The sequence below is a fragment of the Exiguobacterium sp. UBA5002 genome, from assembly GCF_002396765.1.
Classification (GTDB): Bacteria; Bacillota; Bacilli; order Exiguobacteriales; family Exiguobacteriaceae; genus Exiguobacterium_A.
The window spans coordinates 112588-125045 of sequence record NZ_DGYQ01000045.1 but is presented as its reverse complement, the minus strand read 5'-3'; the positions used below and the strand labels follow the sequence as shown (position 1 = coordinate 125045).

General features: G+C 44.4%; 15 protein-coding genes. 4 read left to right on the top strand and 11 right to left on the bottom strand.

The features are described from left to right. Window positions 1-23 precede the first annotated feature (23 nt). The gene (gene argC, locus B4C70_RS13820) at window positions 24-1055 is read right to left on the bottom strand and encodes an N-acetyl-gamma-glutamyl-phosphate reductase (RefSeq protein WP_290780397.1); all 1032 of its coding nucleotides are present in this window, start codon (window positions 1053-1055) and stop codon (window positions 24-26) included. A gap of 507 nt (window positions 1056-1562) precedes the next feature. On the opposite strand from argC, the gene nhaC reads away from it, so the two are divergent. Next, entirely contained in the window at window positions 1563-2939 is a 1377-nt protein-coding gene (nhaC, locus tag B4C70_RS13815; protein ID WP_290780395.1) for a Na+/H+ antiporter NhaC, read from the top strand. 258 nt (window positions 2940-3197) lie between these two features. Beyond that, window positions 3198-3407 carry a DUF3006 domain-containing protein gene (locus B4C70_RS13810; protein WP_023467214.1) on the top strand — a complete coding sequence of 70 codons (210 nt, stop codon included), beginning with the start codon at window positions 3198-3200 and terminating at the stop codon, window positions 3405-3407. A 91-nt stretch (window positions 3408-3498) separates the two neighbouring features. On the opposite strand, the gene B4C70_RS13805 is transcribed toward B4C70_RS13810, so the two are convergent. The 5 genes from B4C70_RS13805 to nfsA form a co-directional block, all read right to left on the bottom strand. Beyond that, window positions 3499-3951, bottom strand: coding sequence for a hypothetical protein (locus B4C70_RS13805; protein ID WP_214728486.1), 453 nt, complete (start codon window positions 3949-3951; stop codon window positions 3499-3501). A 2-nt stretch (window positions 3952-3953) separates the two neighbouring features. Beyond that, a complete protein-coding gene (locus B4C70_RS13800) occupies window positions 3954-4499 on the bottom strand; it encodes a TlpA family protein disulfide reductase (RefSeq protein WP_290780390.1) in 546 nt (181 codons plus the stop codon). A gap of 148 nt (window positions 4500-4647) precedes the next feature. Then, window positions 4648-5358, bottom strand: coding sequence for an NAD(P)H-binding protein (locus B4C70_RS13795; protein WP_023467211.1), 711 nt, complete (start codon window positions 5356-5358; stop codon window positions 4648-4650). 155 nt (window positions 5359-5513) lie between these two features. Continuing rightward, window positions 5514-6752, bottom strand: a complete 1239-nt coding sequence (locus B4C70_RS13790) for an LCP family protein (RefSeq protein ID WP_290780386.1) — start codon at window positions 6750-6752, stop codon at window positions 5514-5516. 15 nt (window positions 6753-6767) lie between these two features. Beyond that, window positions 6768-7514 (bottom strand): oxygen-insensitive NADPH nitroreductase, encoded by a 747-nt coding sequence (gene nfsA / locus B4C70_RS13785; RefSeq protein ID WP_064300829.1) that lies wholly within the window; start codon window positions 7512-7514, stop codon window positions 6768-6770. 144 nt (window positions 7515-7658) lie between these two features. Here nfsA and B4C70_RS13780 point away from each other — a divergent pair, with 144 nt between their 5' ends. Next, window positions 7659-8570 carry a hypothetical protein gene (locus B4C70_RS13780; protein WP_290780381.1) on the top strand — a complete coding sequence of 304 codons (912 nt, stop codon included), beginning with the start codon at window positions 7659-7661 and terminating at the stop codon, window positions 8568-8570. A gap of 88 nt (window positions 8571-8658) precedes the next feature. Here B4C70_RS13780 and B4C70_RS13775 read toward each other — a convergent pair whose 3' ends face one another. Further along, the gene (locus B4C70_RS13775; RefSeq protein WP_149426844.1) at window positions 8659-8922 is read right to left on the bottom strand and encodes a hypothetical protein; all 264 of its coding nucleotides are present in this window, start codon (window positions 8920-8922) and stop codon (window positions 8659-8661) included. Between the two features lie 149 nt (window positions 8923-9071). Between B4C70_RS13775 and B4C70_RS13770 the strand changes: the two genes are divergently transcribed. Next, a complete protein-coding gene (locus tag B4C70_RS13770; protein WP_290780440.1) occupies window positions 9072-9902 on the top strand; it encodes a GNAT family N-acetyltransferase in 831 nt (276 codons plus the stop codon). On the opposite strand, the gene B4C70_RS13765 is transcribed toward B4C70_RS13770, so the two are convergent. The 4 genes from B4C70_RS13765 to B4C70_RS13750 all read right to left on the bottom strand — a co-directional run bounded on the left by B4C70_RS13765 (window position 9891) and on the right by B4C70_RS13750 (window position 12343). Next, window positions 9891-10826: a hypothetical protein gene (locus B4C70_RS13765; protein WP_290780378.1), complete on the bottom strand. Its 936-nt coding sequence runs from the start codon at window positions 10824-10826 to the stop codon at window positions 9891-9893. The two genes, B4C70_RS13770 and B4C70_RS13765, sit on opposite strands and share 12 nt — an antisense overlap. 112 nt (window positions 10827-10938) lie before the next feature. Further along, on the bottom strand, window positions 10939-11298 hold the full coding sequence (locus B4C70_RS13760; RefSeq protein ID WP_064300833.1) for a hypothetical protein: 360 nt from the start codon (window positions 11296-11298) through the stop codon (window positions 10939-10941). A 29-nt stretch (window positions 11299-11327) separates the two neighbouring features. Continuing rightward, complete coding sequence (locus B4C70_RS13755) at window positions 11328-11813, bottom strand: GNAT family N-acetyltransferase (RefSeq protein WP_214725314.1); 486 nt, start codon at window positions 11811-11813, stop codon at window positions 11328-11330. Window positions 11814-11827: 14 nt separating this feature from the next. Continuing rightward, a complete protein-coding gene (locus B4C70_RS13750) occupies window positions 11828-12343 on the bottom strand; it encodes a GNAT family N-acetyltransferase (protein ID WP_214728472.1) in 516 nt (171 codons plus the stop codon). Window positions 12344-12458: the final 115 nt, after the last annotated feature.

Below are 12458 nucleotides of genomic sequence, written 5' to 3'. Positions count from 1 at the left end.
GTTCCTCCTCTTTTTTCTCTTGATTAAATGTAGATCGGCTGTTGCGTTAAACCGGATGTCTCATCAAAACCAGCTAGAATGTTGGCATTTTGAACGGCTTGTCCGGCAGCTCCTTTTTGCATGTTATCGATGACTGAAACGATGGTCACTCGCCCTGTCCGATCATCCTTATAAACGGTCAAATCACAGTGATTACTCCCGACGACGGATTTGATTTCCGGATCAGCCTGTTGGATTCGGACGAATGGTTCCGTTGCATACTGGTCCGTCAACCAGGATCGCCACTCCGTTTCCGATAAATCCATCAACGGCTGAACCGTCATAATCGCCATGATGCCTCGATTGATCGGTAGTAGTTGAGTCGAGAACATAATCGGATGCGATGATCCGGTCCATTCGAAAAGCGCCTGCTCAATTTCCGGGATGTGCTGATGCTGATTCACTTTATACAAGCGAACGTTTTCGCTTGAATGGACATGATGCGTTTGTGCCGTCAACGTTTTCCCTGCTCCCGTCAGACCAGAAGAAGCTTGAATGATGATTTGAGATGGATCGATTTTTTTCTCTTTTAAGAATGGTGTTAGTCCAAGCAAAACTGCTGTCGCGTAACAGCCTGGATTCGCAATCCATTTGCTAGCTGTAACAGCTTGACGATTCCATTCTGGTAATCCATAAGTTGCTCTTTGTTGTAACTGGGCATCAATGGGTTCCTTGTCATACCACGTTGCATATGATTCAGCTGGAAGTCTCAAATCGCCACTTAAATCAATGACGTAACCCGACCAGTTTTGAAGTTGTTCTAAGTAATGCTTCGAAATCCCACTCGGTGTCGCTAAGAACACCATATCCGTCTCGGTTTCCATCAAATGCTCCACCGAAAAGAAAGATAACGAGGAATATGTTTTTTTATTCATGAATGGGAATACATTATGCATGGATTCCCCCGCCATCGAGTCACTCATCAAACAGACGATCTCAAATGAAGGATGTGCTTCTAGTAGGCGAATCAGTTCAATTCCCGTGTATCCTGTTGCTCCGATGATGGTACATTTCATATCTGTACGCTCCCCTTTAAAGAATGTTATACCGATTTAAACATATGTATATTTATACTGTCAATTGAATTTTTATTAGTTTTTATACAAAAAAAGAAGCGTTGAAGCGATTGTCTTCTATAAGACAGTCCCTTCAACGCTTCTTTTACACGCATCTACTTAACGCTTTTCCGCACGTTGCGCTACGAGATGATCAATCCCAAATACGCCTGCACCCATGATCGCGACGACTACTACAAAAATCAATGTAAACATATGTATCCTCCTCATCGTTCACAAAAATGTCATTTGATACTTCTTATTGTGCAAGATTTGAACTAAAAAAGAAAGCGTTTACGACAAAAAATCGTCACATTTTTATTTTTTTATATTTTTCATCGACACTCTTATGGTTGACGTCCTCTGTAATATTCGTTAGTATTACGTTTGTTCAATGCTTTTGTGCATAAAAGCGTGTTAGTAACAGAGCGTTATCATACTTTCATATTCATATAAGGAGGTGGAAGCATGCGCATGTCATTCCGTGAATCCGCAGCTATCCTAGGAATCAGTATCACCATCTTATTGTCCGCGTTATTCGGTGCTAAAGCCGAACCGCATCTTGCCATCTTGTCTAGTCTTATTTTCGTCTCAGGATATGCCGTTTACCGCGGTTTTAAGTTCGAGGACGTCGAACACCATATGATTCAAGGTATTCGTGAAGCGATCAAACCGATCCTGATCATGTTGCTCGTCGGTATGACGATCGCGGTCTGGATGATGAGTGGCGCAGTGCCGACCCTTCTTCATTTAGGGTTATCTACCCTTTCAGCGACTTGGTTCGCACCGAGCGCTCTTCTGATCGCGATGGTCGTCTCGACCTTTACAGGCAGTTCGTTTACAACGATTGGTACGGTCGGTGTTGCCTTGATGGGAATCGCGATCGCACTGGGCGTCAATCCTGCGCTTGCAGCAGGTGCCATCATCAGTGGAGCTTGTTTCGGAGATAAGATGTCACCTTTATCAGATACGACGAATTTCGCGCCCGGAATCGTCAATGTGTCTGTGTTCGATCATATTCGTTTCATGATGGGAACGACGATTCCCGCTATCACAATCACATTCATCTTATTCTTCATTTTCGGACGTAGTAGTGGAAATGTCGATTCGTCTGCTGTTCAAACGACACAACAAGAGTTAGCTCGTTTGTTCGACTTGTCACCTTGGACGTTGCTTTCACCGTTGCTCGTCATGGTATTAGCATTACGTAAGATGCCGGTCGTTCCAACACTTGTTGCTGGCGTTTTAAGTGGATTGTTGTTAACAGGTCTTGTACAAGGAAACTGGAATATCTCGAACTGGATGGCCGTCATTCAGAACGGGTTAAAACTAGAATCTTCTAGTGAGACGGTCACATCCATCATTAGTAAAGGTGGATTGCAATCGATGATGTGGTCGGTGTCGCTCGTCATGCTCGCCCTTGCGTTCGGTGGTGTCTTACGTGGCATCGGTGTCATTGACGTGGTCATTGAACGGACCGTTTCTAAACTAAAACGTGATGGTAGCATCATTTCATCCGTCGCCTTATCGTCTATCGGTGTAAACGTGATGGCTGGGGAACAATACTTGTCCATCTTGCTTCCGGGTCAAGCATTCAAGAAAATCTTTGAAGAGCGTCAGATTGATCCACGCTTCCTCTCTCGTTCACTCGAGGATGGAGGAACACTCGTCAATCCGCTTATTCCGTGGGGTGTTTCTGGGGCGTTCTTCGCTTCGACACTCGGTGTCCCAGTAACAGCATACGTTCCGTTCGCATTCTTTTTACTCCTTTCACCATTGTTTACGTTTTTACTCGCATTTCTTCGTCCAACGAAAATCGAAACAAAACACTCTCTCGCTTCTTGAGTCTATTTCATATTAAAGATCCGATATGTCCTATCGGGTCTTTTTTTCTTTCCAATATCTCCTTTATTTCCTGTTAAATACGTCAGATTTAAGACGAAAACGGCTTGGAATCACGTTTTTTTAAAGAATCATGTGTAAAGATGAAATGAACTGGGAATATACCAAACATAAGATTAAAAATTACAGAGAATGATAGAGAGAGAGTACGTTCCTGATCGACCGAGGGATGACTTCGATGTAATTGTGGGAGGAGTTAATATGATCAAACGTGGTACGCTGGAGCGACTTGACGGCAAGTATGCTGTCCTACTATGGGAAAATGGTTCAAGTTTCATTCCACGACGTTATTTACCACCTGAAGCAAGGTTAGGCGATACGATTATTTTTGACGGTACAACCTATACGTTAGATGTCAGTAATTCATCACCCTCTTCCTTTCAAACATTTTCGTTTCGGCAAATGGGTTGATGATCGATAAAAAGCCATTCCGTATCATGCATTGACTATGGAGAAGGAATTTCTCTCATCAGTCTTTCATGAAATGAATGGCTTTTTCGCTTTATCTACGCACATATAGGGAGTGACCATCACACGATGGACAAGGAAAGTGATCAATATCGGATATTTCGATTCGTTCAAGTTCCGTCTGATCATGTGGGCATTCGTAAAGTGGTTGAACGACATCTAGTTGCAAAAACAGGGCACACCAAAATCGATTCGAAAATCGGTGACAAGTCGGACAGTGGTATAAATCCAATTGATACGGTACCCAACCATCCGCTAATTCCTCCTGATGGAGCTGATAGTGCTGAATTAATCGAAATCGATTCCAGTCGTCTACATACGTCCGCTGTAAAATCGGTTCATGCATCGACGGAACGAACCAAAGCGGGAGACCCGTCATGAACGCTTCGACCCCTTGCGTCAAGACAGCAGGAAATGTCGGCCAACCATCTAGTTGACCGAGTTGGAATGTTTGTTGAAAGGAGCAGTTGCGGCATAGGAGTTCCATCGTCATCCTCCTGTTCGTTTCACCATCTCTTTTAACATCTGTTCCGTTACAGGACCGATGTGTTTCGAAAGAATCGTTCCTTTCCGGTCTAATACATAAGTTGCCGGCATTGCTACGAGACGATAAGCATCTTCTGAAGTTCCCTTTCGATCATATAACACAGGATATTCAACAGGTGTCTGCTTCAGAAAATCAGCAACATCCGAAACACGTCGTTCTGATGTCGTGACATTGATTCCGTAGACGGGTATATCTGTATGTCGTGCAAAGGCATTTAGTTCTGGAATCTCTTGTTTACACGGTGGACACCACGTTGCCCAAAAATTAATGACAAAGACATCATGATTGATTTCGTCTAGATCGACAGTTTTTCCTTCTTGATGCAAGGATAGATTCGGGGCTTTCATCCCTACTTCGAGACCACCTTGTGATACTTGTTTTTGTTGTTGCTCCACTTTTTTTTGTTTTGAATCATATGTTTGATAACTTTGATAGGCAATGCCGATAATAGCAATCGCTAGGATCAGATAGATCAACGGTTTTTTCACATCTAACCCCCTCCTTCTTTGTTCAGTGTAGCAGACTTCCTCTTTTCGACTATCTACTTTTATCAACAAAAAAGCGAACTCTTCCGTCTTATACGCGGAAATGAGTTCGCTTTATTTTAGAGAATTCACGTTTTAACGAGACACACGGTTAGTTAAAACGTGGTAATTGTTTTTTGACTTGACGGTTATCTTTAACGCTACCGACAGCTTCCGCTCCTCCTAAGGCCTCATTCAAGGATGTCTTTCCTTCCTTGACTTCTAGACGTCGATTAAATACCGATCGATTATCGACAGAAGCAACGAGGATCGATGCGACATCCGTTTCCGAAATCGTCGCGTCCTTCGTGTCCTTCAAATCTTCATCGGCTTCAATCAAGCCACGCCCTTCACCTGTTGTGATGGCAACCGGACAAATGATCGTATACGTCAAACCACTATGTTCAATCTGTTCCTCTGCTGCATTCTTAGCAGCGTAGAACGGATAGACATCTTTCTTGAATTGCTCAGGTCGATCTGCACCATAAGCGCTCAGTAGCACGAAATGACGTACTCGCGCTTTTTTAGCTGCATCAATTGTTTTCAAAGCGACTGTTCGGTCCAGCAGTTCTATTTCAGTTGCTTCGCCGTCTACTCCTGCGGTCGCCGCACAAATGACTGCATCCTGCCCTGCGACTCCGTGCTCAATGACTTTTTCGAGTTCTGTTTCGATATCGACGTAATGCGCCTTGACACCGAGTTTTTCGAATCGTTCCACCAGATGTTCATGACGAACGATGACCGTGACCTGATGACCCTTGGCAAGCGATTTGACGACGCGCGCTCCAATCGTACCGGATGCACCTACGACTAGTACTTTCATATGGGGGTCCCTCCTCGATAAGTTAGTCACCTTCGTGGAATGTCATGATGTCATGTCCAAAAATCGTCGATTTCAGAGATAACCTAAAACAATCCACCAAAGGAGCAACGTACATCAATTTATACCCGCAATGACCGGAAGGAAACCCCTCCCCATTAGTTCTTCAATGTGCCATAAAACGTCGTATCGAGCTGATCACGTAGTTCTTGCAGTGCCTTCTCATTCGGTAAGTCATAGAAAATCCCGTTCAGTCGTTGGCTGACGGCTTCGATTTCATAATGTTTTCGTTCTGACATCAAGGCAATCGATAACCCTGCCGTTGCCATCTCGCGGACACTTAAATCAAGGTTCATCTCTTCTTTCATATACGTGTGCGCTGCTGGAATTTTCGACCATCCAGTCGGCTTCATCAAGTGTGTCGCGACGGCTTGGATGACTTCCGACTGACGATTCGCGCGCGCTCCGTCATTATCCGTTTTTCGATGTCTCGAATAGGCAAGTGCCATCGCACCATCCATATGATATTCCTTCCCTTTTTGGAATGAATACTGATTTGCTTTCCCACTCGCATCCTGCTCGGAGAACGTTCCTGTCGAGACAAGGTCGATTCCGCCGATTTGATCCACTAATCCGATGAAACTATCGAAGGAGATGACGATCTTTCCATCGATCTCTTCATCGAGTAGACCCGAAACAGCATCTTGCGTACATTCTTCTCCACCGAAGGCAAAGGCATGTGTGATTTTATCCTTCTTTCCATTCTCACAGGAAATCGGTGTATACGTATCTCGAGGAATCGACGTCAGTTGAATCGTTCGAGAAAGTGGAATGAATTGCATGACCGACAGGGAATCCGAACGTGATCCACGCAACGACTCTCCAGGTCGTGCATCACTACCAATCAATAGGAACGTGAATGGTTGTGAAGCAAAAAGAACGAATGCGATGAGCAACAATAAAAATAGTCCAAGAAGCTTTCGTTTAAAACGACGTTTTTTCTTGATTTTTTTAGGATGAGTTTCTCTTGAAGAGACGTCAGGATTCTGCTGTACCGATTGCTCTGATCGCCCCGCCTTCCTCGAGCGTCTCGAGCGTTCCCGATTAGCAAACAACCGTGATCCGGCATTCCCGATCATCTGTGCGACCTGTTTAAGCATGCCGCTCCCGGAACGACGCGATGTACTTTTTCTATCTCGCGGTTGCTCTTCGACATATCGATGATACGTAGCCGGTTCTTGCTGTTTCTCAAAGGAGTCTTGATAAAATGATTCGTCCGGCGCGTACGCTTTCGAAAAAACTTCTTCTTGCCTAGCCTGCTCTTCTTGTCTAGCTTGCTCTTCTAACTGCATACGTCGTCGCTCTAAGCGAGAGCGGTGTGGTTGATGTTCTGCCATTCAGATACCTCCGTATCAATCTTTTGCGATCTGTTTCTCTTTCAAGAACTCGCGGAGATACGTCCGTTTCGGTTCGTGCATCGAGGCAGCCATCTGTTTGACCCACCCTTCTGTCCGTTGACCACCGGTCCGTTCTCCGTAATACGATGACGTTGACTCTTCGTATCCTGTCAGTAACTCACGCATCGTATCGTCATCAGTATACGTATTCCGGTGGAAGACCGCATCCATCGGAAGGCGGGGTTTTTTACCCGGTTGTTGATCTGGAAGACCGACCGCGACTCCAAATAATGGTACGACGTGATCTGGAAGTTGTAAGAGTTCGCTGACACGACGAGCATCATTTCGTAGTGAACCGATGTAGACCGTTCCGTAGCCGAGCGACTCGGCAGCTACGACTAAATTTTGAGCGGCAAGTCCCGCATCGACAGCCCCTACGACAAGCGCTTCCGTCGTCTCGATCGTCCGGCTCACGTCGCCTCCTGCTAGTTCTGCCGCTAACGTATGTTTGTGGTAATCCATACAAAAGACGAAGAAGTAACTGTTTTCTGCCACATATTGTTGACCACTTGCAACGTCGACTAATTGTCGTTTCAATCCTTCATCTTCGACACCGATGATTGCATAAGCTTGCTGATAAGAGGATGTCGAGGCAGCCTGTGCGGCTTTTATGAGTGTTTCAATCGTCTCTTCGTCTAATTGATGTTGTTTGAATTTCCGGATGGACCGGTGGTTGAGTAAATGTTGAATGGTTTCATTCATGTGTAATCGTCCCCTTCTGTAATGAGTCTTCTTATTTAAGATAGTCGTCTCTGACTAAAAAGCGCAAATGAAGAGGTTCGGTTTATGAAAAAAGCGGGAATTGAATAGTGTTGTACTGTGCTTTTCTTGCGAAGGAGGGCGATCATGAGAATACGGAAACTGCGACTCTTACTAGAACAATATGGCGATACGACCCTTCGCGATATCATCGTCGAAATCTATCGTCAACTCCCGAGACAAGTCATCGAAGAGAAAGAGTTTGACGCCATGTTGACACAGTTCATGAAGTATAAGGATTTGCAAAAAGAACAGGAACAACCGACCGTCGAACAGACGATTGCTCAGACGGAACGGTTTATTCAATTAGCATACGAGCTCCAGTACCTTGAGCCGAATCCGATCGTACCGCTTCGCGAACAAAAGAATTGGTATATCACCGCCAAACGCCTGCTTAAGCATTTACGCCACTATGCTCATCGTAAAAACGGAACCCGTATTGCCTTTGAGGAATTTTTCTTTCTTCTTTCGTCGGCTGCCGGGGAAGAACCTTTATTTTTAAGTAATGATCCGTTTCGCTTATTGAAAGTCTCGCAAGTCGATTTTTTTCAAGAATTAGTTGGCTATTATAAAAATGATAGTCATGGTGTCGAATGGATGGAACGCGCCCTCTATACAGCGTTGAAGGTTCCGATGGACGTCGATACTGAGCGCAGTGATCTTTTGCTTGCCGTACTTGCCCATTGCGAGAAACCCGAACATCAAGAAGCATACATCCATTACTTGAATGCGCATGCTAAAAAATTACAGTCGCATGTTCGGATTGATGCAGACGCTTTATCCACCTATCAAGAAATTCGTTTCGCAGAGCTACATGCTCTCATTTCCTTACGCGCGTTAGAACGAGCGGAGACGATGCTGTTCACTGAATACATCCCATATTTTTCGCATCGCTCGACTCCGTTTCGTTATTATCTCGATCTCCTCGAACGAGCCGGACTCGAACAAGAACACGAAAGAATGGCACGCGTTGGTCGAAAAAAACGAATTCATTTCTAAGAGTAGATTCTTCTTGTTCACACGTAGTAGACAATAAAAGGCAAGTGACGATGGATTCGTCACTTGCCTTTTATTAGTCAGATTCATTTCAATCGGAGGCATTGACGATGCCAAGTCCGACTGTTGCGAGTAATGCAATACAAGCGAATAGGAATGCCATGTCGTTCGGTGAATCGAAGCCTTCATAGATCGGTTCCTTCCGATCAACGATGATATGATCCTCCGCGCCATAATTCCCATATGTCGTCGAACTGCTTACACCCGGTTCATCGTAATCACGCGCTTCGGCTACCAATGTATCCGCGCTGAATAACCAGCCCGATAAACCGATGACGATCCAGAGATACTTCATGATAATTTTGCCTCGATTCTTTCTTATCTTCAGGAATCCATCTACTTTTTGTTTGAAACAGAAGATATAAATACCTTTTATTTCCTGTAATATAAAAGTAAGATATTTTGAACTTCACTTTGCTAAAGGAGGAACTTAATTTGCCTATTGTGTATTACAATCAATTGTCTCATGTTCAAAGGCGACACGTCCATCAACTTCTTCAGTACCATCAAAAGGCATATGATTTTTCATATTTTCAGCCGCTTGAAGATTGTCAATGGGTCTACCTCGAATCCGGTCAGGTGAAAGCGACGCTCGGATATCATGTCGTGCATGACGTCGTTCACTTTATGAACAGCGCCTTTCATGACATCAAAGCCTTTCGTCATCTGGCTATTTTGCTACACTTACATGCCGTTCGACAAGGATGCCGGCAGATACATGTACAAGTCTCTCCGCCGCATGATCTTTCTTTAACTTCGATTTGGAAAGAGCTTGGTTATAGTTTATATGCCGAACAGTTTCGTTTAATTGGACTCTCAGAAGGACAGCCTGCTACGCTACGTTTGAAAGCTGTTCATGCACAGAATCAAGATACTTATCTCGCACTTCGTAACGATGCCCTTCAAGGAACACATCACTTTTTTCCTTATCAGGTATCTGATTTAGACAAGTTGATTCAACGAAAAGCGATTCCTTACTTAGTCTATGATAAGCAACTGATCGTCGGTACACTATTATTTCAAAAGCAGGGACAGAATATCCGTCTTCTTGAAATCACGTGCTTACCAGAGCTGAGACGTCAAGGATACGGTAGCCGCATCCTCCATGCATTTCAAGAAAAGTTACGACGTGCAAACATCCAAACGTTTGAAGTCTTTTTTCTCTCAACACAACAAGATGTATTACGCCTGTATCATCCCTCGATGTTTTGCGATATCCAGTTAACCTCTCATTGGCATACGTTCAGTACGGATCAACCTCCGTTAATCATTTAGGCGATTGACGATTCCCTTGTATTCAGGCAACACATACTCCGCATCCATTTCCCGAAAATCAACATGACCCGTTTTACGAAGCACTAGCCCCATCTCGTATAACTGTTCGATATAGGCATCTCCCCATGTCAAGGCAAGTCCCGGTTGGTGATTATGAAAAGCAAGCAAGGCATCTTCAATAATTTCAGAAGCAATGGATGCTTGCATCACACGGTTCAATAAAGATTGGAACAGTACGGTTTGTCGTCCGATCAGCGCATAAAACGGGAAATAATGTTTAGCATAAACAAACGTCGGCAAATAGGCATCCGCCTCAATCGTCTTTAACAACAATGGTGAAGCGGGACGTTGTAATCGTTCTGCAAGTCCAACGGTCGCCTTGCATTCGCACAGCTGATCAAGCACTCGAATCGTCAACTCTTCTTCGATATCGAGCAATAAGACGAGATCCAGCAGATTCAATTCATGCGTCTCCATGAATTGATCACTGCGTTGAAGATGCATCGTATAAGTAAAGTCCAGCTTTTCAGCAACAAGTGCCCACAACTCGGAATGGCGCGCCGCATATAGACCTACCGGAAAGTGAAGGGGTTGGCGGACGATCGAGCGATGCCCTTCAAGTGTATAGACTTGATTGACGTCCAGACCGTCTGCTAGCAGCATTTCGAGTAACTGCTGACGATTTTGACACGTGACGAGTGTTTGAAACAGACGATCAACCTCGACGAGTGGTTGTTTCATTTCAAGCGCTATTTTCAAATGAGCAGGTGAATCCTGCTCTAGCGCACGCTTAATGAATTGTAAGGCCTGTTGTTCCGCATCGTTCAGTTGGGCGACATGTGTCCGAAACATTTCGATGTCAAGTTCCCGGAAGGCTTGTAACGCCGGTGCAATTGATTGATTTTTTACAAAGGGTTTCCACATGATTCCCTCGACCTCCTCATTCCAGTATCTCTTCGTAGTGTACGCAATATCCTATCGTCTTGAAAGCAAAAAATGGAGAATCTTCCGTCGTTTCAGGAAGATCCTCCACTTTTTATTTTTTACCGACTTTTAAATGAGCGTTTCGAAAGACAGCATCTTGTTTTCCTGTCTTTTCAACACTTGTTCCGACAGACCCCAGGTATTCGAGTTCATCCTTTGGTTGAATGAACTCGTATGTGATGGCAGGTTCGCCCCGAAGTCGAACGTGTATGATTTGTCGATGTCGTAAAGAGAATGATGCGCGCACTTCAAGAAAGGAGGAAGCTGATAAATCATGTTGCCGCTCTAAGATCGTCATCAACTCTTTTTCCGAGTCACGATAGTTCCCCTGCAATTGAGCATACGAAATACCGACTCCTAAAGATAGGATGCCAATTAGACTAAGAGCGAAAATGACCAGCACTTTCTTCATGACTGATCCACCTCCGAAAAAAGTTCATTCTACTTATTCATCGGTTCATCCATCGTTGACGTGAAGTCTTTTTTCGAATCCTTTACGTGAAACTGCATGTCCACATGTGGAATATCATCTTCTAAATAAGGGTCGGATACGGTTTCGAAACCAAACGATCCGTAAAACCCTTCTAGGTGTGCTTGTGCCTGTAAGTAGATCGCAGCTTCTTTCTGCAAATGTACCATCGCTCTCTCCATCATTTGTCTCGCTAACCCAACCGATCGGTGATCACGATGAACAGCTACCCGTCCAATCGCTACTCCTTTTGTAGGATGATTATACATCCGAAGGCATCCGACGATTTGACCGCTCTCACTCCGTACGATTAGGTGTGTCGCTTGTTGATCTTGATCATCTAGCTCCGGATACGCGCACTCCTGCTCGACGACGAAGATATCCGTTCGTAATTTCAAAAGTGCATATAAGGTATCAGGTGTCATGGAATGAAAAGACGCGAAGTTAAATTCGTACATAAAAACTCTCCTCTTTAGTTACGACAAAGTCGTGATAGTTGTCCAACATAAATCGTGACGGGAACATCTCTAAACACCGTATCTTTTTCCCAGTTCAGCCCGTTGGCACGAGCGACATTTTGCGAAGCACGATTATCGGGATGAATGATCGAGATGATTCGATCATGCCCTCGATTGAACGCCTCCATCATTAATCGTTTTGCTGCTTCACGACCATAACCGACTTTCCAGTGCTTTGGTTCGAGCCAATAACCGACTTCTAACTCTTCTTTCCCATCCACTTCCTGCATCAATAATCCGGCAAAGCCAATCGGTTCATTCGTTTCTTTTATGAACAACAGTAAAAAACCAGTTTGTCGCTCATCCGAATATCGCTCCAATTGCCGTTCGAACCACTCTCGTGCCTCATCTTCACTTAAGGCAGTGCCTCCATTGATATAACGCATGACTTGCTCATTTTGGACAAGTGACTTATAAAAACTAAAATCCTCTTCTTCGAACGGTCGCATCCATAAACGTTCACTTTCCATCGTCATCGCCTCCTTCTATACTTCTCTTTTCCCGAGTTCTTTTCGCTTCATTCCTCTTCCTGATCCTGCTTTCCCTGTGACATTTTTCATTACTAATCGATGACATTCACTCCCT